This is a genomic window from Glaciecola punicea ACAM 611 (assembly GCF_000252165.1).
Classification (GTDB): domain Bacteria; phylum Pseudomonadota; class Gammaproteobacteria; order Enterobacterales; family Alteromonadaceae; genus Glaciecola; species Glaciecola punicea.
This window is the reverse complement of sequence record NZ_BAET01000007.1, coordinates 90,258-110,803: the sequence shown is the minus strand read 5'-3', so window position 1 is coordinate 110,803 and position 20,546 is coordinate 90,258. Positions and strand designations below refer to the sequence as shown.

General features: G+C 43.8%; 17 protein-coding genes and 4 tRNA genes. 15 read left to right on the top strand and 6 right to left on the bottom strand.

What is annotated here, in order from left to right:
• Nucleotides 1-71: 71 nt before the first annotated feature.
• The gene (gene purB, locus GPUN_RS02940) at nt 72-1,466 is read left to right on the top strand and encodes an adenylosuccinate lyase (RefSeq protein WP_006003254.1); all 1,395 of its coding nucleotides are present in this window, start codon (nt 72-74) and stop codon (nt 1,464-1,466) included.
• A 37-nt stretch (nt 1,467-1,503) separates the two neighbouring features.
• Entirely contained in the window at nt 1,504-1,743 is a 240-nt protein-coding gene (locus GPUN_RS02935; RefSeq protein WP_006003252.1) for a hypothetical protein, read from the top strand.
• A 4-nt stretch (nt 1,744-1,747) separates the two neighbouring features.
• On the opposite strand, the gene GPUN_RS02930 is transcribed toward GPUN_RS02935, so the two are convergent.
• Nucleotides 1,748-3,982 carry an NADP-dependent isocitrate dehydrogenase gene (locus GPUN_RS02930; RefSeq protein ID WP_006003250.1) on the bottom strand — a complete coding sequence of 745 codons (2,235 nt, stop codon included), beginning with the start codon at nt 3,980-3,982 and terminating at the stop codon, nt 1,748-1,750.
• Nucleotides 3,983-4,553: 571 nt separating this feature from the next.
• Between GPUN_RS02930 and GPUN_RS02925 the strand changes: the two genes are divergently transcribed.
• Nucleotides 4,554-6,782 carry an NADP-dependent isocitrate dehydrogenase gene (locus GPUN_RS02925; RefSeq protein ID WP_040520096.1) on the top strand — a complete coding sequence of 743 codons (2,229 nt, stop codon included), beginning with the start codon at nt 4,554-4,556 and terminating at the stop codon, nt 6,780-6,782.
• A 207-nt stretch (nt 6,783-6,989) separates the two neighbouring features.
• Here GPUN_RS02925 and kdsA read toward each other — a convergent pair whose 3' ends face one another.
• The 5 genes from kdsA to hemA all read right to left on the bottom strand — a co-directional run bounded on the left by kdsA (nt 6,990) and on the right by hemA (nt 11,976).
• Nucleotides 6,990-7,835: a 3-deoxy-8-phosphooctulonate synthase gene (gene kdsA, locus GPUN_RS02920; RefSeq protein ID WP_006003248.1), complete on the bottom strand. Its 846-nt coding sequence runs from the start codon at nt 7,833-7,835 to the stop codon at nt 6,990-6,992.
• Between the two features lie 85 nt (nt 7,836-7,920).
• A complete protein-coding gene (locus GPUN_RS02915) occupies nt 7,921-8,364 on the bottom strand; it encodes a SirB2 family protein (protein ID WP_006003247.1) in 444 nt (147 codons plus the stop codon).
• A gap of 140 nt (nt 8,365-8,504) precedes the next feature.
• On the bottom strand, nt 8,505-9,410 hold the full coding sequence (prmC, locus tag GPUN_RS02910) for a peptide chain release factor N(5)-glutamine methyltransferase (RefSeq protein WP_006003246.1): 906 nt from the start codon (nt 9,408-9,410) through the stop codon (nt 8,505-8,507).
• Between the two features lie 105 nt (nt 9,411-9,515).
• The gene (prfA, locus tag GPUN_RS02905) at nt 9,516-10,601 is read right to left on the bottom strand and encodes a peptide chain release factor 1 (protein WP_006003245.1); all 1,086 of its coding nucleotides are present in this window, start codon (nt 10,599-10,601) and stop codon (nt 9,516-9,518) included.
• A 112-nt stretch (nt 10,602-10,713) separates the two neighbouring features.
• Entirely contained in the window at nt 10,714-11,976 is a 1,263-nt protein-coding gene (gene hemA / locus GPUN_RS02900; RefSeq protein ID WP_006003244.1) for a glutamyl-tRNA reductase, read from the bottom strand.
• A gap of 325 nt (nt 11,977-12,301) precedes the next feature.
• Between hemA and lolB the strand changes: the two genes are divergently transcribed.
• The 12 genes from lolB to GPUN_RS02840 all read left to right on the top strand — a co-directional run bounded on the left by lolB (nt 12,302) and on the right by GPUN_RS02840 (nt 20,486).
• Nucleotides 12,302-13,003 carry a lipoprotein insertase outer membrane protein LolB gene (gene lolB / locus GPUN_RS13605; RefSeq protein ID WP_006003243.1) on the top strand — a complete coding sequence of 234 codons (702 nt, stop codon included), beginning with the start codon at nt 12,302-12,304 and terminating at the stop codon, nt 13,001-13,003.
• Entirely contained in the window at nt 12,991-13,866 is an 876-nt protein-coding gene (ispE, locus tag GPUN_RS02890) for a 4-(cytidine 5'-diphospho)-2-C-methyl-D-erythritol kinase (RefSeq protein ID WP_006003242.1), read from the top strand. Before lolB ends, ispE begins: the two co-directional genes overlap by 13 nt.
• A 138-nt stretch (nt 13,867-14,004) precedes the next feature.
• Nucleotides 14,005-14,952 (top strand): ribose-phosphate pyrophosphokinase, encoded by a 948-nt coding sequence (locus GPUN_RS02885; RefSeq protein WP_006003241.1) that lies wholly within the window; start codon nt 14,005-14,007, stop codon nt 14,950-14,952.
• A 202-nt stretch (nt 14,953-15,154) separates the two neighbouring features.
• Nucleotides 15,155-15,604, top strand: coding sequence for a hypothetical protein (locus GPUN_RS13600; protein WP_006003239.1), 450 nt, complete (start codon nt 15,155-15,157; stop codon nt 15,602-15,604).
• Between the two features lie 257 nt (nt 15,605-15,861).
• Nucleotides 15,862-16,527 carry a 50S ribosomal protein L25/general stress protein Ctc gene (locus tag GPUN_RS02875; RefSeq protein ID WP_006003237.1) on the top strand — a complete coding sequence of 222 codons (666 nt, stop codon included), beginning with the start codon at nt 15,862-15,864 and terminating at the stop codon, nt 16,525-16,527.
• 3 nt (nt 16,528-16,530) lie between these two features.
• Nucleotides 16,531-17,115 (top strand): aminoacyl-tRNA hydrolase, encoded by a 585-nt coding sequence (pth, locus tag GPUN_RS02870; protein ID WP_006003234.1) that lies wholly within the window; start codon nt 16,531-16,533, stop codon nt 17,113-17,115.
• 51 nt (nt 17,116-17,166) lie between these two features.
• A complete protein-coding gene (ychF, locus tag GPUN_RS02865; RefSeq protein WP_006003231.1) occupies nt 17,167-18,258 on the top strand; it encodes a redox-regulated ATPase YchF in 1,092 nt (363 codons plus the stop codon).
• A gap of 171 nt (nt 18,259-18,429) precedes the next feature.
• A tRNA-Met gene (locus GPUN_RS02860) sits at nt 18,430-18,506 on the top strand.
• A gap of 25 nt (nt 18,507-18,531) precedes the next feature.
• Nucleotides 18,532-18,616 (top strand) — tRNA-Leu (locus GPUN_RS02855).
• Between the two features lie 4 nt (nt 18,617-18,620).
• A tRNA-Gln gene (locus GPUN_RS02850) sits at nt 18,621-18,696 on the top strand.
• 39 nt (nt 18,697-18,735) lie between these two features.
• Nucleotides 18,736-18,811, top strand: a tRNA-Gln gene (locus tag GPUN_RS02845).
• A 193-nt stretch (nt 18,812-19,004) separates the two neighbouring features.
• A complete protein-coding gene (locus tag GPUN_RS02840; RefSeq protein ID WP_006003227.1) occupies nt 19,005-20,486 on the top strand; it encodes an alanine/glycine:cation symporter family protein in 1,482 nt (493 codons plus the stop codon).
• Nucleotides 20,487-20,546: the final 60 nt, after the last annotated feature.

Sequence of the window (20,546 nt, the reverse complement as noted above, 5' to 3'; positions counted from 1 at the left end):
TGGTCGGCATTTTATTTAGGCATATTCACACCAGTTTCATCACAGCAACATTTACATAAATAGGTAATAAAATGGATTTATCTGCACTTTCAGCACTTTCCCCCGTTGACGGCCGATACGGCAGTAAAAGCCAAGCATTGAGACCCTACTTCAGTGAATTTGGCCTCATTAAACACAGAGTGACAGTAGAAGTTCGCTGGCTACAAGCACTTTCTAAGTGCGGCGCCATTAGCGAAGTACCAGCTTTCTCACAAAGCGCAAATGCCTTACTAAATGATATTGTGGATAATTTTTCACCACACCATGCACAGCGAATAAAAGATATTGAAAGTACCACTAATCACGACGTCAAAGCCGTTGAGTATTTTTTAAAAGAGCAAGTAAGTAGCCTTGCAGAACTGAATGCTATCAACGAGTTTATTCACTTTGCATGTACCTCGGAAGATATTAATAACTTGTCACATGCGCTTATGCTGAAAAGCGGCTTAGCTGATGTGGTGCTGCCCTATTGCCTTGAACTGATAAACGCGCTAAAAACCTTAGCAAAGGAATATCGCAGCATTCCCATGATGGCCAGAACCCACGGACAACCCGCCTCTCCCACCACGATGGGCAAAGAAATGGCGAACGTTGCAGTGCGCCTAGAACGTCAATATGCACAAATAAAAGCAGTACCTATGTTAGGCAAGCTAAATGGCGCCGTAGGAAATTACAATGCGCATTTAAGCGCCTATCCAGATATCGACTGGCATGAATTAAGCGCAGAGTTTGTAAGGTCATTAGGCTTGACTCATAACCCATTTACCACCCAAATTGAACCGCATGATTACATTGCCGAGCTATACGACGCATTTGCAAGGTTCAACACCATACTCATTGATTTTGACCGCGATATATGGGGTTATATTGCCTTAGGTCACTTCAAACAGCGCACCATTGCAGGCGAAATTGGTTCGTCCACTATGCCGCATAAAGTGAACCCCATCGATTTTGAAAACTCTGAAGGCAACTTGGGTTTAGCCAATGCCATATTTGCTCACCTTGCGGCCAAGTTGCCCATTAGCAGGTGGCAACGTGACTTAACCGACTCAACGGTACTGCGCAACTTAGGCGTAGGGTTTGGCTATGCGATTATCGCGTATCAATCCACCTTAAAAGGCATTAGCAAGTTAAAAGTGAACGAGGCTAGTTTAGCCGCAGAGCTTGATAACAACTGGGAGCTTTTAGCAGAACCTATTCAAACCGTAATGCGCCGCTACGGGATAGAAAAACCTTATGAGAAGCTAAAAGAGCTTACCCGGGGTAAAAAAGTAGACGCCAACGCAATGGCGCATTTTATTGACCAATTAGATCTGCCCGAGGAGGCTAAGCAGTCAATGAAAAAAATGACTCCAGCAAACTACATTGGCGATGCAGTAAGACTTGTAGATGAACTACTCGCGCAAGATAACCAGCAGCAAGGGTAAACTGTCAGTTTGATGAGTTGCTTAACAGTGGCTACATATGCCAAGCGATACTAGACTCACCAAGCACAGCGCAAAACCTAGCAAAACAGCCCCGCTGACTTGGCAAGCTATCTATGGCTTATTCAGCAAATACGATAACGCAATAGAGTTTTATTATGGCCCAGTAGACAAACAAGATTTGAAGGGTTTGGGCGTGCAGAATGTTTACCCTTTGAAGGTCCAAGATACATTGGTCAAACAAGGTATCCTGGGCTCAAACGGCTATTTACAAGCCTAGAATGCTAGCTAGTTTTATCGATTATGCTGTTAAATATGCCGCTAGGGCGCATTATTTTGCTACACAGTTCAGGGTCAACTAAGAAGTATCCGCCTACATCTACAGACTTACCCTGCACGTCATTTAACTCTTGCATTATAATATGTTCATTATCGCTTAATTGCGTATGCAATAGTTTGAAATGTGCAGCTAGGTCGGCGTCTTCAACTTGCTTCGCTAATTCGTCTGCCCAGAACAAACTTAGGTAAAAATGACTGCCTCGGTTGTCAATTTCACCCACTTTGCGCGACGGTGATTTATCATTATCCAGTAAGCGTTCAGTGGCAGTATCGAGTGTCTGCGCTAAAATTTTAGCTTTTGTATTGTTATGCTTTTGACCCAAGTCTTTGATAGAAACGGCCAGTGCTAAAAATTCACCCAGTGAATCCCAACGCAAATGATTCTCTTCTAGCAACTGCTGCACATGCTTAGGGGCTGAACCACCGGCACCTGTTTCAAACAAGCCGCCGCCTTTCATTAGCGGCACTACCGAGAGCATTTTTGCACTGGTGCCTAACTCTAAAATGGGGAATAGGTCGGTTAAATAATCACGTAAAATATTGCCCGTTGCCGAAATAGTGTCAAGGCCTCGCGCCACCCGCTCAAGTGTATAGCGCATTGCCCGAACTTGGGACATAATTTGAATATCAAGCCCGCTTGTGTCGTGATCCTTAAGATAGCTTCTTACTTTTTTGATTAGCTCATTTTCATGCGGTCTATACGGGTCAAGCCAAAATACAACTGGGGTTTTCGCGTCGCGCGCACGGTTTACTGCCAGCTTCACCCAGTCCTGAATAGGCAGGTCTTTGGTTTGGCAAATACGCCAAATATCGCCTTTTTCAACGCGCTGCTCTAACAGTACTTCACCGCTTTTCACGTCAACAACACGGGCAATACCGGCATCAGACGATTCAAATGTTTTGTCGTGTGAACCGTATTCTTCGGCTTTTTGAGCCATTAAACCAACGTTAGGGACAGTGCCCATGGTCATTGGGTCAAAATTACCATGCCACTTACAAAAATTTATCATTTCTTGATAAATACGCGCAAAAGTAGATTCAGGCATTACCGCTTTACAGTCATAATTCTTACCATCGGCGCCCCACATTTTACCGCCTGAGCGGATCATTGCAGGCATAGAGGCATCAACAATAACATCGCTTGGTGAATGGAAGTTAGTAATACCTTTGGCAGAATCGACCATGGCTAGGCGCGGCCGATTTTCTTGGCAAGCGTGCAGGTCACGCTCAATTTCTTCACGTTTACTCGCCGGCAAATCAGCTATTTTTTCATACAAACTGGCCATGCCGTTATTCACGTTAATACCTAGTTCGTCAAAAAATGCGCCGTGTTTTTCAAATGCATCTTTATAATAGATTTTAACCGCGTGGCCGAACACAATTGGGTGAGACACTTTCATCATAGTCGCTTTAACATGCAGCGAAAACAAAACACCTGACTCTCGGCAGTCTTCCATTTCTTCTTCGTAAAAATCACAGAGTGCCTTTTTACTCATGAACATTAAATCAATAACTTCTTTGTCTTGCAAAAAAAGCTCAGATTTTAATACGGTGGTGTTGCCATTGTCCCCAAGTAGTTCCATGCGAACGGTGCGTGCTTGGTCTAGCGTGATAGATTGTTCACCGTCGTAGAAATCGCCTTTATGCATGTGTGAAACATGAGTACGCGACCATTGCTTCCATTCGCCCATAGAATGTGGGTGCTTACGCGCAAAGTTTTTCACCGCGTTTGGTGCACGACGATCAGAATTACCTTCGCGCAACACGGGGTTTACCGAACTGCCTAAGCTTTTACCGTAACGATTGCGCAGTGCTTTTTCTTCATCCGTTTTAGGATCGTCAGGAAAGTTAGGAATAGCAAAGCCTTTTTGCTGTAGCTCTTTTATACAAGCTTTTAGCTGCCCAACAGAAGCACTGATATTGGGTAGTTTAATAATATTGGTGGAGGACTCTTGGGTTAATCGCCCAAGTTCGGCTAGGTTATCAGGCACTTGTTGGTCTTGACTCAAGTATTCAGGAAATTCTGCAAGCACGCGGGCTGCCACTGATATATCGCTAAGCGCTACTTCTATATCCGCCGCCGCGGTAAACTTGCGAATAATCGGTAATAGCGAGGCGGTCGCTAACAATGGCGCTTCATCGGTATGAGTATAAATAATTTTTTGTTTATTATCTGACATATGAAGTGGTTCCTTGTTTGAGTAAAAGCATAAATAAATGCTGTAAAAAAATCAGCATCTAACTCTAGTTCAGTTGTTACTGTGGTGTGTACGCATCATGCATAGTGATATTTGAGAGGCATATATTGGCAAGCGCATAAGCAAATATGTAAATTACTGCATTCCCCTAGAATAGTCTAATATCATATAAGTACGCAATAGCTTTGGCTATACGACTTAAGTAGCTTAGCACCCCCGGGCTCGCCGTGAGGCTTGTTCATACTTGCCAATAAATAAACACAAATCTTTAATATTGAAACTAATCTCTTATGCAATAAAGTAGATAATAAATTTTCCTAAAATCTGAAGAAGTGCTTAAACGGCCTAGTTTTATTTAAAAGATATTTCTATTGTCATTGCGGACTGTAAAAACGCTGTGTTTTCGTATAAAATATCGCCCCACTTTACGCGCTTCATATTGTGTCATTGCGCGACAAGTAATACAGACAGCCCTATTTATCGCGATAATATGTCGCGAATAAGTGTGAACAGCAAAATGAACGCTAATATTCAATCAACTACAGGACTTTTAATGACTACTGAACCATCCAAAATCATATATACCATTACCGACGAAGCGCCCGCTTTAGCAACACAGTCGCTGTTGCCCATCATAAAAGCATTTACCGCTTCATCCGAGATTGGTATTGAGACACGCGACATTTCATTAGCGGGTCGTATCATTGCGAGTTTCCCTAGTTATTTGAAAGAAGAACAGCGCATAGGCGACGATTTAGCCGAGCTTGGCGAACTTGCCAAAACGCCGCAGGCGAACATCATTAAATTACCCAACATTAGTGCCTCGGTGCCACAGCTTCAAGCCGCTATAAAAGAGCTTCAGGCCAAGGGCTATGCTTTACCTGATTTTCCAGAAAAAGCCAACACCGACGAAGAAAAAGCAATACAGGCAAGCTATGCGAAAGTACTTGGCTCTGCGGTAAACCCTGTTTTGCGCGAAGGTAACTCAGATCGGCGTGCGCCAAGCTCAGTAAAGCAATATGCTCGCACTAACCCGCATTCAATGGGCGCCTGGTCTACAGACTCTAAATCACATGTATCACATATGGACAGCGGCGACTTTTACGGCAGCGAACTTTCCACCACCATAGGTGACGCGCAAGATGTGCGCATTGAATTTATTGATGCAAACAACCTAGTCTCTGTGTTAAGAGAAAAAGTGTCATTAATCGACAAAGAAATCATTGATGCCTCGTTAATGAGCAGCGCAGCGCTAAACAGCTTTTTTGAAAGAGAAATCAATTTAGCCAAAGAACAGGACGTTTTGCTCTCTCTTCATATGAAAGCCACCATGATGAAAGTGTCTGACCCGGTTATATTCGGTCAAGCAGTTGAAGTATTCTATAAAGATGTATTTGCTAAACACGCCAGCACATTTGCCGAACTTGGGGTAGATGTAAGAAACGGCTTGGGTGATGTTTATGCAAAAATTGCGAAACTGCCTGCCGACAAAAAAGCTGAAATTGAAGCCGACATTCAAGCGGTATACGCAACACGTCCCGACATGGCCATGGTTGATTCTGATCGCGGCATTACTAACCTGCACGTGCCAAGCGACGTTATTATTGACGCCTCTATGCCTGCGGCTATAAGAGCTTCGGGGCAAATGTGGGGGCCTGACGGTCATCAAAAAGACACCAAATTTATGATCCCCGATCGTAACTACGCCGGCGTATTTTCCTCGGTTATTGAGTTTTGTAAGAAGAATGGCGCGTTTGATCCCACCACAATGGGCACCGTCCCTAACGTTGGCCTGATGGCGCAAAAAGCAGAAGAATACGGCTCACACGACAAAACCTTCATAATGTCTGCGCCTGGAACCATGCGCGTAATTAACAGTGCAGGTGTCACATTATTGCAGCACACTGTTGAACAAGGCGATATATGGAGAATGTGTCAAGCTAAAGATGCGCCTATTCAAGACTGGGTTAAATTAGCCGTAACACGCGCTCGCGCTTCAGACACCCCTGCCGTCTTTTGGCTAGATGAAAACCGTGCTCACGATGCACAAATGATTAAAAAGGTGAATACCTACTTAAAAGACCACGACACTGAAGGCTTAGATATTCAAATAATGGCCCCCGTAGAAGCCACTGAGTATACGCTCGCTCGCTGCGCTAAAGGTGAAGATACTATTTCGGTGACCGGTAACGTATTGCGTGACTACCTAACCGACCTCTTCCCAATTTTAGAGTTAGGCACCAGTGCAAAAATGCTCTCAATTGTACCGCTTATGAACGGCGGTGGTTTGTTTGAAACCGGCGCAGGCGGTTCTGCGCCTAAACACGTTCAGCAGTTTGAAAAAGAAAATCACTTACGTTGGGATTCTTTGGGTGAATTTTTAGCCCTTGCTGCTTCCCTTGAGCATTTAAGTGTTAGCACCGGTAATCCAAAAGCTAAAGTATTGGCTGACACGCTTGATGAAGCCACCGCAATGTTTTTGCAAGAGAACAAGTCACCTTCACGGCGCGTAAACGAGCTTGATAACAGAGGCTCTCACTTTTACCTCGGCCTTTACTGGGCTCAAGCACTTGCTAAGCAAAGCGTCGACGCTCAGCTGCAGATGCAATTTGCGTCAGTTGCAAAAGCTATGCAAGAAAATGAGTCGCTTATTGTAAACGAGCTCAACAGCGCGCAAGGAAAGACAATGGATGTTAACGGCTACTACTTTGCCGACGACGCCCTAGCAGCACAAGCAATGCGCCCAAGCGCAACGCTAAATGCGTTACTAAGCAAGATTTAATCTGCGTTTGTTCAAACCTTAATATGGTAGCTCGTTTACAAAAAGCTAAGTGAGAAATTACTTAGCTTTTTTTATTGCCCATTAGTTCGGGTTATGGAAACCGTTTCATTGTCTGATAAAGTGAATGCTATAAATACAATGATGACTTTTAGTAAATGAAACTATCACTAAGATTAATGCACAAAAGCTTAGCTATTGTGCTTAGCTTTAGTCTATATGCAAGTCGTCAAACGACTTCACTAAATCATCCACCGCTTTGATTTGTGTCAAATATGCGCTTAATTGGCTAAGCGGCAACGCGCACGGTCCGTCACATTTCGCATTGTCGGGGTCGGGGTGTGACTCAATAAACAGACCGGCAATGCCCAAGGCCATGCCGCTTTTAGCTAGCTGCGCGGCCTGCTGGCGTCTGCCGCCTGCGGAGTCGCTCCTTTTGCCGGGCATTTGCAGTGCGTGTGTGGCATCGAAAATGACTGGCGCCATCGGTTTCATAAGGTCCATTCCCAACATGTCTACCACTAGGTTGTTGTAACCATAACAGCTGCCGCGTTCGCACAGTATGATATTTTGATTACCGGCTTCATCGAATTTATTGATAATGTGCGCCATTTCGTGGGGCGCTAAGAACTGGGGTTTTTTTACATTGATAACCGCGCCTGTTTTGGCCATGGCTACGACTAAGTCGGTTTGGCGCGCTAGAAAAGCCGGAAGCTGAATAACATCAACTACCTCAGCTACCGGCGCCGCTTGAGCAGGCTCGTGCACATCAGTAATGATGGGCACGTCGAATTCTTTTTTAATACGCTCAAATATTCGCATGCCCTCTTCCATTCCGGGGCCTCGGTAGGCATTAACCGACGAACGGTTTGCTTTGTCAAACGAGGCTTTAAACACGTAAGGAATACCCAGCTTGGTAGTGACTTCTTTGTAGGTTTCGGCGATTTTCATAGCAAGATCTTCTGACTCAAGCACATTCATGCCGCCAAAAAGCACAAATGGCTTATTGTTAGCCACCGTTAAATTGCCTACCTTTACTTGTTCAATTGGACGCATAACGCTCCCTTTTCATATAGAAATGTTGGTAGCCTGATCATGAAAACTCGTGTCTTGAACACGCACTCATGAACAAGCGATAGACTTATACAATCGCGCGCAGCGTATCACCTAACAACGGCAAATATGTGCTTACATTTTCGCTGATGCCTTTCACTTTTATGTGATCGGCAAAGCCTAAGCGTGCAGTGACCACTAGCCAAAATACTGCACTAATAGCGCCGGCAACACGCCACATATTGTTTTTCGCCCACTTCAGCGCCAAGGTAATAGATAGCACATAAAATACAAAGCCAGCTAGTTTTGAAGATGCCCAGCCGTTAACAAAGGGATAGAGTTCTAAGGGATTTATGTAGCTTAGGTAAATGAAGGTAAGCACAAACAAGGTATACAAAATATGCGGGCTAATTTTCAAAAATTTATTTCTGACGAGTTCAGAGTTTTTCATGGTTAACACCAAGTTAATCACAAAAAATACGAAGGTCAGCACTATAATAGTCAGGTGCAGGTGTTTTATTATTGTATACATAGTGTTAGTTCTCTTTTTTATTTTAAAAATTGTGGATCTTGGTTATTTTGGCTGCTTGTCGTATTTAGATGACAAACCGTCGATATTACTCGTTACTTGCAATTGTCTCTATTTATTTACGCTTGTGGGTCATTTACATACTAAGATGTCGTTATGATCGATTTACCCAGCGTAATTCGCTGAATTTGGTTAATATCTGCCACCGACCTTATATCAACAAAACCTGCATGTTTAAGTAATGACTGCACATTTTTGTATTGCCCTGCGCCATGCTCAATCAATAAATAACCGTCCTCATTTAAGTATGGTTTGGCTTGGCGAATAATGTGCCTAATATCGTCTAGACCGTCTTTGCCAGAAACTAAGGCGCTTAAGGGCTCAAAACGCAAATCACCTTGCGCAACACAGTTGCTATCTTCTTCCACATAGGGGGGGTTCGTCACAATAATGTCAAAGGTTTTGCGTCCTTCGTGAGTATCAAGCGCACTAAACCAATCGCTTTGCAAAAAAACAGCCTGCACATTATTCAACAAAGCGTTTTCGCGGGCAAGTTCAACGGCCTGCGCTACTTTATCGATACCAAGTACTTGCCACTGCTTTCGCTCTTTCGCTAGTGCAAGCGCAATTGCGCCCGTGCCTGTGCCTAAATCGAGCGCACAAGCACTGTAAGGAAGTGGCAAAGACAGCGCCGTTTCAACTAATATTTCAGTGTCTTGACGCGGAATTAAGGTGCATTTTGATACCTTTAAAGTGAGTGACCAAAATTCTTGTGTACCCAAAATAAACGCGATGGGGGTGCCACGGAGTCTTTGATTTACCACCTTTACATAAAGCGCTATTTGCTCCTTACTCAAATGCTGAGTAGCCGCTTGGTTGCCATATGTTATCTGCCATGTGTGGTTTTCCTTCGTGGCAAAAGTAAACAATAACCTAGCCTCAAGCGGTGGCGCTTGAAACATTAGATCATGTTGCGCCTGAATAAGATGTTTTGCCCAATCCAGCAAACCTGAAATGCTAATCTCATCTATATTTTCGCATTTATGCATGGTTTAGCACGCTCCATGAATAGAACGTGCAGTGGCCTTTAATTCAGCATTGAATCCGACTTTCAATCCAACTTGCCCTTCACGATCACTGCGCGCAACAAGGTATTAATCACTCGCTAGCGCTGCTAATAAATCGGCCTGATGCTCTTGTCTAATAGGGCCTAACAGTGCCCCTAAGTCACCGGCTATTACGTCGTCTAGCTTATACAAGGTAAGGTTGATACGATGATCAGAAACACGCCCTTGGGGGAAGTTATAAGTACGAATACGCTCTGAACGATCGCCACTGCCAACGAGTGACTTGCGAGTACTGGCTTCTTCAGCGTCACGCTTTTCTTTTTCGATATTGTTAAGTCTTGCCTGCAATACCGACATTGCTCTAGCGCGGTTTTTATGTTGTGAACGCTCATCTTGACACTCTACCACCACACCCGAAGGGATGTGCGTAAGACGTATGGCCGAGTCGGTTTTGTTAACGTGCTGCCCACCCGCACCCGAGGCGCGATAAGTATCTACTCGTAAATCGGAAGGGTTAATTTCAATGGCTTGAGATTCAGGCACTACCGGCAATACGGCAACGGTACAAGCCGAGGTGTGAATGCGGCCCTGAGATTCTGTGTCAGGAACACGCTGCACGCGATGTCCGCCAGACTCGAATTTTAATATACCGTAGGGGCCGTTGCCGCTAATTTGCGCGATTATTTCTTTATATCCGCCGTGATCGCCTTCACTCGCACTCATCACTTCTAAGCGCCAGCCTTGCGTTTCAGCGTAGCGAGAATACATTCTGAACATGTCACCGGCAAAAATTGCCGCTTCGTCGCCGCCCGCGCCAGCTCTTATTTCTAAAAAGCAGTCGTTGTCGTCGTCAGGATCGCGTGGCAACAGTAGTATTTGTAAATCTGTTTCTATTTGCTCGCTGTTCTTCTTTGCGTTTTTAAGCTCTTCCTGCGCCATTTCGCGCATTTCCGCATCTTCTTCTTGGATCATTTCAAGCGCAGAGGCTATATCACGTTGTGCGCCTTGAAATTCGCCAAACTGCTTAACTACTTCTTCTAACTGTGAGTATTCTTTTGACAATCCTCTAAATTTATCTTGGTTGCCGATGATACTTGGATCGCCCAAGAGTGCTTGAACCTCTTCAAAGCGTTCAACCAACGATTCTAATTTTTGTATTACCGAGTCTTTCATGTATTTCCTTAGTGCGGCTAGCTCTCTTAGTAAAAGCACCGCCATGTGAATGTAGTAACACTGTTACAAAAAACAGTGTGTGTTCATTCAATCTTCATTTTATCAGCTACGCCTACTTATTATTTCGGCCAAATATATCTTCAAGCAAATCTAGCGCGCCTGTTTTAGGATCAACAATGGCTTTTTGCATCGCTTTTGTAGGACTATGCATCATTGCTTGAGATAGCTTATAGCTGAATTCTTGTAATATTTTTTCGGGCGCTTCACCTTGCGCAAGTTTTGCCAGCGCTTTTTCTGCTAGTGCTTGGCGGGTAGCTTCGGATTTATCTCTATAGGTTTTTATTAAATCAATTTTTTTGTGCTGTTTTATCCAAAGCAGCAGTTCTAACACACTGTTTTGAATAATTTCATTGGCTTGACTGGCCGCTTGCTCGCGGTTCGCTACATTTTGCTGCACAATATGCTGTAAATCGTCAACCGTGTATAAGTATACATCATCTATCTCGCTTACCTGCTCTTCAATATCGCGCGGCACGGCTAAATCGATCATTAGCATGGGTTTGTATTTGCGTTCTTTTAGTGCGCTAGTCACTGCGCCTTGGCCTAGTATTGGTAAAGGACTAGCAGTAGAACTGATCACAATGTCAGCTTTTGCTAGGCGGCCTGGGATCTCACTAATGGTAATGGCTTCGGACTCAGTTTGTAAGGCGTCGGCCAGTGCTTGCGCGTTGGCTAGCGTGCGATTTGCAACGGTTATCTTTTTTAAGTCAAACTGGGCTAAGTGTTTGGCCACAAGCTCTATAGTTTCCCCCGCGCCTATTAGCATGACATGACTATTGGATAAGTCTGAAAATATTTGTTTCGCAAGCTGCACTGCTGCGTAGGCTACAGACACAGCGTTCGCCCCAATGTCGGTCTGGGTGCGGACTTTTTTGGCTACGGCAAAGGTATTTTGGAAAATTTTTTCAAAGTGACCGTTCACTGTGCCAACGTGTTTTGCTTCCGAAAACGCTTGTTTTACCTGCCCCAGTATTTGCGGCTCACCCAAAATAAGAGAGTCTAAGCCACAGGCTACCTGCATCAGGTGTCTTATGGCTGGCGCATTTTCGTAAGTGTACAAGTATTGCCCTAATTCACTTAAGTCTAACTGATGAATTTCGGCTAACCACGTCGACAAATCCGCAGGGCTTATTTGCTCACTATTGGCAAATATCTCGGTTCTATTGCAAGTCGATAAGATAACCAGCTCAGCATTTTTTTTTCGCTGTGCATAATCTTTTAGCGCACCTGCAAGTGTCGTGGGCGTAAATGCCACCTTTTCACGTATGTTAACAGGCGCGGTTTGGTGATTTATGCCAATGGCGATAAAACTCATGTATTATGATTTCTAGTAAGGTTATTCATTGACAGCGCATTGTAGTCAAAAGTGGCTTAGATTTAAAGAAATACAAATTAAGGTTAGAAAAAAACATGATATTGCCGTATGTTTAAGCGTAGATTAGTATCAACTTGAGTGTTCAAAAACGAATTAACATGAAGTTTCATACATGTCTTGTTATAAGTGCGTTAATCGCCCACATTTACAGCTTAGCTTTGGGCAACATAGCGCTTCAATTTATAAATTTTTTAGAGATACTTGTTTGAGCAATCTTTTTTTAAGCACACTTTGTTCAAGAAAACGGACAGTAATAGGCGGCTTATTGAAAGAGCGTCATATAAAACGCCTTGCCTGTGTTTTGGTAGTATGTTGCTTAGCAGCTTGTTCAGGCAAACCGGCTTTAGAAAGCCAAGCCGTGATTAATTTAAATAATAATTTAGCGCAGCTTCAGCAGTGGAAATTAAAAGGTAAAATTGCATTTATAAGCCCTTCCCAGCGAAAAAGTGCTTACATGAACTGGCAGCAAAATAATCGTAGCATGCAGTTTGATCTAAGCAGTGTTCTAGGCATTAATGTCGCGTCGCTGTCGTTTGACGGACAACTGGCCATACTGCAAGCCGATGGCAAAACTTATCGAGACCCTTCGCCGTCCGCGCTAATTTATCAAACAACGGGATGGCAGGTCCCCTTGGAGCAGTTAAGCACTTGGGTAAAAGGTGCAGCTTCACCAGGCGGACGCTTAAATAATAAGCTCACAGCTAACGATTCGTATACAACGGTAGTGATGGCGCAAAACACCCAGCAAATTACGCGCTATGAGAATGGACTCATCAAGCAAATAAAACCAGTTTGCGCCAATGAAGGCAGCGAAAAATCTCGCTGCGACCAATGGACAATTGACTATACAAGCTATGCTAATGTGACCATAAACAACATTCAATACCAATTACCCACACAAATAAATATGTACAACTCAGGTAACCAAGCCACCATTAAAATGAGAATTAGTGAATGGAGCCAGTAAGCCCCGCAATAAAACCTACGCTTGAATGGTGGCCTAGCCCCGCAAAAATTAATCTATTTTTGCATATTTGTGGCCGTCATGAGAATGGCTATCATGAGCTACAGACGCTGTTTCAACTGCTCGATTACGGCGACAAAATAGGCATAGAGCTTAACGCATTATCCAACGTCACACTTAGCGATAATATTGACGGCGTAAAAACACAAGATAATTTAATTTATAAAGCGGCTTGTTTGCTGCTGCCTTATCGGTCAAATCCATCTTTAGGCGCTAATATTTATGTACGTAAAAAAATTCCAATGGGCGCTGGATTAGGCGGTGGTTCGTCTAACGCAGCCACTGTGTTGGTGGCGTTAAATTACTTGTGGCAGTGCAATTTACGTCAAAGCGAGCTGCTCTTGCTGGGCAAGTCGTTGGGTGCAGACGTACCCGTTTTCGTTAATGGTCACAGTGCATTTGCCCATGGCATTGGCGATAAACTAAGTAATACTCATATTGAACCCGCTTACTATTTAATCGCGACACCCGATGCGCATATTTCTACGCAGGCAATTTTTACGCATCCTGATTTACCCAGAAATTCTCATAAACTAGATATTAATGAGTATAAATTTGCATTAACACGAAATGATTGTGAGAAATTAGTCTGTAATTTGCAACCTGAGGTTGCAAATTTACTCAACAGATTGCTACACTACGCACCGTCGAGAATGACGGGCACAGGTGCCAGTGTTTTTGCCAAATTTACTACATTAGAACGAGCAAAAGACGTCATGCAGTATTTACCTGATAGGGTCACAGCGTTCGTTGCTAAAGGCCTTGATGTATCTCCACTGCATGTAAAGCTTGCACAATGTACGTAATCGTAAAGTATCACTGCCCCTGAACATGCATTTGGGGTACTGCCAAGTTGGTAAAGCAGCGTCTTTTGATCCCGCCATTAAAAGGTTCAATCTCTGCCATCCCAGCCAATATAGTTAATACGCACCGAGGAATAACTTGTGCCTGATATGAAGCTCTTCACAGGAAATGCCATTCCTGAACTTGCCCAGAAAGTCGCCGAACGTTTGTACACAAAATTAGGAAATCTTACTTGCGGTCGCTTTAGTGACGGTGAAATCAGCGTAGAAATCCATGAAAACGTACGCGGTTCCGACGTTTTTATTATCCAATCAACCTGTGCTCCTACCAACGACAATCTAATGGAACTTATCGTTATGATTGACGCCTTTAGGCGCGCATCTGCAGGTCGTATTACTGCGGTTATCCCTTACTTTGGATACGCTCGACAAGACCGCCGCGTGCGTTCTGCCAGAGTGCCCATTACCGCTAAGGTAGTCGCCGACTTTTTGTCTAACGTGGGCGTAGATCGGGTTCTCACCGTCGATTTACACGCAGAGCAAATTCAAGGTTTCTTTGATGTGCCTGTAGACAACGCGTTTGGTACCCCCATATTGCTTGATGACATGTTCCAACGAGATTTTGACTCGCCCGTGGTAGTATCACCCGATATTGGCGGCGTGGTTAGAGCAAGAGCCACAGCAAAGCTACTCAACGACACCGATTTGGCGATTATCGACAAACGCCGTCCAAAAGCAAACGTTGCGCAAGTAATGAATATTATTGGTGATGTGCGAAACCGAGACTGCATCATTGTAGATGACATGATTGACACCGGTGGCACCTTAGCAAAAGCAGCCGAGGCTTTAAAAGCCCACGGCGCAAAACGCGTATATGCTTACGCCACGCATGCAATATTTTCTGGTAATGCCGCGAGAAACCTAGAAGACTCATTAATTGATGAAATTATTGTAACAGACAGTATTCCGCTTTCCGCTGAAATGAAAAAAATCAAAAAAGTGAAGCAGTTGAGCTTATCTGAGATGCTAGCAGAAACTATCCGTCGTATTAGCAACGAAGAGTCTATATCGGCCATGTTTGAATATTAAATTACACTTGCATATTTAATAGTTGAGGCTTATCTTTTGGTAGGCCTTTTTTATGTTGCTGCAACGGGTATGAGGGAACTAAAGGCCACTATCCTTGCCAAATATTGAGGGAAATAATGTCTGATCGCCTTTTATACAAACTACTGACTTTGACACACCTCAGCTTTAGCCGCGTCACTTTACATAAAGTACAGAACAACAAATGTTAAACGTATTGACACAAAATCATGTTAATTTACCAAAATACTTCGTTGCCGCAATAATGATGGTGAGTGTATCGGCCTGCGGCAGTAACAAGATTACAGAAAAAAGCACAGCAAGCACAGCTCAAAGCCCCATTTATCAATCTCAAATGGCAGTGGTGAAAACGGTAGATCCGCAATTAAAAGAAGACAAAACAATGATTCTTACCGGTCAAATTCGGTATCAAAGCTTTGAAGGCGGGTTTTACAGTTTCATTGCTAATGATGGCAAAAAATATATGCCTTCTGGCTTGAAAGAAGAGCATCGTAAAAATGGCTTAATTGTTGAGATGAAGGTGCAGCCCATAACCGATAGAATGACCACACAGCAGTTTGGCACCTTAGTTAAAGTACTCGAGATAAAAATCATTGACGACTCAAAAGTAAGCGATATAAATCAGAGCATGTAAATATAAACTGCTTTTAGACAATTTCAGATTGTAAGCTATGCAATATAAGTGCTAAAATATGCCGCCGTTTTCGAACAAGCGGCATATATATTTTAAGGTGTTTTTATACGTTTACATAGACATTATTATCAATAAGATACTGCACTGTCGTTAACGAACACAACAACTGTATATCACGTAGTTTTTGGTCGCAAAAAGCTACTCACTTAATCGTATTATTTACGCAATCGTAATAATACAAACCTTGGAGACATATAATGTCTGATGCAATATTTACTCTGGATGCTACCGTGCGCACTGACTTAGGGAAAGGTGCGAGCCGCCGCCTACGTCACGCTGGAAAAGTACCCGCTATTATTTACGGTGCCGGCAAAGAGCCAGTATCACTTTCGCTTGATCACAACAAAGTGAATCAAGCGCAAGATTTTGAAGCCTTCTACTCACACGTGCTGACTATCAATATAGACGGTAAGAAAGAAGAAGCGTTGGTTAAAGATATGCAGCGCCACCCATTTAAGCCAAAAGTAACGCACATTGATTTTATTCGTATCGTTGCTGGTGAGTTACTTACTACAAACGTACCTATTCATTTTATGAATGAAGACAAAGCAGACTCTATTAAACTTGAAGGCGGCCACGCTGAGCACCACATGAATGAAATAGAAATAACCTGCTTACCAAAAGATCTGCCTGAGTTCATTGAGATAGACGTAGCTAACGTTAAGCTAGATGAGACACTTCACTTATCTGATGTTACCTTCCCAAAAGGCGTCGAGTCTGTTGAATTAACAAGAGGCGAAGAGCACGATTTAGCGGTTGTTAGTATTAAACAAGCTAGAGGCGCTGCAGTTGCTGATGACGAAGAGGAAGGCGCACCAGTTGCCCCTAATGCTCCAAACGCAGCAGGAGACGCCAAGGATTAATTGGTGTCCGCTATACGGCTAATTGTGGGCCTAGGTAATCCAGGCCCACAATACCATCAAACACGGCACAACGCCGGTGCACAATTTTTAGAAAGCTTAGCGTCAAGGTTTGCTATAAACCTAAAACTCGACCCTAAGTTTTTTGGTTTTTCGGGACGCGGCATTATTGCCGATGAAGACGTCCGTCTTCTTATTCCCACTACGTTTATGAATTTAAGCGGCAAGTCTGTTGCTGCTGTTTGTCAGTTCTATAAAATTGACATTGATGAAATATTAGTCGCCTACGACGAATTGGATTTTGACCCCGGCATTGCCAAATTCAAGCGCGGCGGAAGCTCTAGCCAAAACGGCATAAAGGACATTGTTAGCAGCATGGGGAATCAGCGAGAATTTTTGCGCTTGCGCATTGGCATAGGCCACCCGGGCCATGCGAGTAAAGTAACAGGCTATGTATTGTCAAAAGCGCCACCTGAAGAATACGCCCGCATTGAAGATGCCATTGATGAAGCAATGCGCTGTATCCCAATTTTATATGAACAAAACCTAACAAAAGCACAACACCGGCTGCACAGCTTTAAAGCGCTATAACCTTAGCGCTTAAGTGTTTAGGCAGTTCACACACAATAAACAGAGGTAATTATGGGTTTCAAATGTGGCATAGTAGGTTTGCCAAACGTCGGTAAATCGACCCTATTTAATGCATTAACAAAAGCAGGAATAGAAGCAGCAAACTTTCCCTTTTGCACAATAGAGCCAAACACAGGCGTAGTGCCGGTGCCCGATACACGCTTAGATCAGCTTGCAGAAATTGTTAATCCCAAGCGTGTTATTCCTACCACTATGGAGTTTGTGGATATAGCCGGTTTAGTCGCAGGTGCATCTAAAGGAGAAGGTTTAGGCAATAAGTTTTTAGCCAACATACGCGAAACCGATGCTATAGGTCATGTAGTACGATGCTTTGATGACGACAACATTGTTCATGTTGCCGGAAAAGTGAATCCACAAGAAGATATTGACGTTATTAATACCGAGTTGGGCCTTGCCGATTTAGAAACCACTGAAAAAGCTATTTTACGAGTAGGTAAGCGCGCCAAAAGTGGTGACAGCGAGGCTAAATTTGAGCTAAAAGTACTTGAGAAAATAACGCCGCACCTAAACGATGGCGGCTTATTAAGAGCGCTTGAATTAAGCAAAGAAGAACGTGCAGCAATATCTTACATGAACTTTTTGACCCTTAAGCCAACCATGTATATTGCCAACGTGAATGAAGAAGGCTTTGAAAACAATCCTTATCTTGACCAAGTAACAGCGATTGCCAAAAACGAAAATGCGGTAGTAGTGAGTATTTGCGCCGCTGTAGAATCAGACATTGCTGAGCTTGACGAAGAAGAAAAACAAGAATTTATGGATGAGCTCGGCTTAACAGAGCCTGGTTTAAACCGAGTTATTCGTGCAGGCTATGATTTGCTCAATCTACAAACCTATTTTACAGCTGGGGTTAAAGAAGTCCGCGCGTGGACTTTTCCCGAGGGCTCTACAGCGCCTCAAGCGGCGGGTAAAATACATACTGACTTTGAAAAAGGCTTTATTCGTGCAGAAATTGTTGCCTTTAACGACTATGTTGGAAACAGAGGGGAGTCTGGCGCGAAGGAAGCTGGTAAATGGCGTTTAGAAGGTAAAGAGTATGTCGTAAAAGACGGTGACGTAATTCATTTTCGTTTTAATGTATAACTGTTATCTACTTTATATTTAGCCGAAGAGTTGCGTAAAAGTTGTAAATAGGGACGTTGCTGCTTAGATTATAGTCAACCGTCCTTTTTTGATATATTTTTGACAAAAAACGGTTGACGCTTTGTGTTCAACTAAGCATAATACGCGCCACTTAGAAGCACAGTGAATACAGGCTACGTAGCTCAGCTGGTTAGAGCACATCACTCATAATGATGGGGTCGCAGGTTCGAGTCCCGCCGTAGCCACCATTTTACTTTGCCTGAGTAACTCCGTGCGGGAGTGGTGGAATTGGTAGACACGCTGGATTTAGGTTCCAGTGCTTCACGGCGTGAGAGTTCAAGTCTCTCCTTCCGCACCATTGCTGGGGTATAGCCAAGTTGGTAAGGCAACGGGTTTTGATCCCGTCATTCGTAGGTTCGAGTCCTGCTACCCCAGCCATTTTTTTCCAATAAAGATAGCCTCCAAGGCTAGCTTTTTTGGGGTATAGCCAAGTTGGTAAGGCAACGGGTTTTGATCCCGTCATTCGTAGGTTCGAGTCCTGCTACCCCAGCCATATATAAAGCGTCGATATTTAGCAGTCGGCGCTTTTTATTTATGCCTTTAAAGCTCAGCATATGCCTTCATTATCGATATCATGTTTCTCATAAGCACTTTTTTTTATTGTTTTTTGATTTGACGTGGTTAAACGACTAAAAATCTTGCACAATACACACAAGTTGTAGAAACAGTAATTAACCTTTTCCCCTATGAATGACATTATCACCTGGCTACTTCAAGATATTCTAACTCCTGTTCAAAACGCCGCTACCTATGTAGTAGGCATCGCCAATTATTGGCTCTGGGGCGACCAGACCACCTACGGCATTCTAATATTTCTATTAGTGATCGCAGGCAGCTGGTTTAGCTGGCGTTTAAAGTTTATTCAAATACTTGATTTCAAGCATATGTTTTCGCTTATGCGCAAAAGCACAAAATCGGACGACGCCGGTATCAGTTCTTTTCAGGCGCTGTGTACAAGCTTGTCAGCGCGCGTTGGCACAGGTAACTTAGCGGGCGTAGCGGTAGCAATATCATTAGGCGGTGCGGGTGCTATTTTTTGGATGTGGGTCATTGCTCTGCTGGGAATGGCCACAGGCTATGCGGAAAGTGTGCTTGGACAAGTTTATAAAATTAAAGATTCCAGAGGGCAATTCCGCGGTGGTCCAGCCTATTATATTCAGCAAGGCATTCAAAATAAAGCCTTTGCATGGTTGTTTGCGCTGTGTTTATTCTTTGGCTACGGCTTCGTATTTAGCGCCGTGCAGGCAAACACCATTGCCGATGCACTTAACAATACCTATGAGCTAGATACTATTCATTCTGGCTTGGGTATTGTGGTGTTAGCCGCTTTAATAGTGGTAGGCGGACTTAGAGCCATTGCACGCTTTGCCGAGTACGTGGTACCGTTTATGGGCCTTACCTACGTTACCGTTGCCTTAGTAATAACAATTATTAATATTCAATTACTGCCGGGCGTATTATACGACATTATTACCAGCGCCTTTGGCCTTCAAGAGGCTGGGGCAGGCGCATTAGCAGCTGCCATTAAAAACGGTATTCAGCGTGGCCTTTATTCAAACGAAGCCGGATCAGGCAGTGTTCCTCATGCCGCCGCAGCTGCATCACCCGAGCCTAACCACCCTGCTTCACAGGGCTACGTTCAAATGCTTGGCGTGTTTATTGACACCATGGTGCTGTGTACCTGCACCGCCTTCATTATTTTACTTGGCACACAAACAGGTATTGGTGAAATGGAAGGAATAAGGCTCACGCAAACCGCAATGGAAGCGCACTTAGGCGGCGTAGGAGGCGACTTTGTAGCAGCCGCTATCTGCCTATTCGCGTTCACCTCGGTGGTGGCTAACTATGCCTACGGCGAAAGTAACCTGCACATGTTTAAGCTCGATAATAAGTTTGGCCGAGGCTTTTATACTACCGGCTACTTACTCATGATTTTATGGGGTTCGGTCGCCTCTTTGCCCATGGTGTGGGCAATGGCAGATATGGCCTTAGGTATGATGACCTTAGTTAACATTATTGCCATATTTATCTTAACGCCCACTATTGTGGCGGTAACCAATGACTATCGTGAGAAACGCAAGCTGAATAAGAAAATTACCTTTGCACAAGATGACTGCTTGATTCAGGGAGAACTAGAAGAGAAGGAAATTTGGCAGTCGAAGACATAGCAAATAAATGCGTTCATAGGCTTTGTTGGCAATATTTTCGTTTAGTGGGCTGCTATTGAG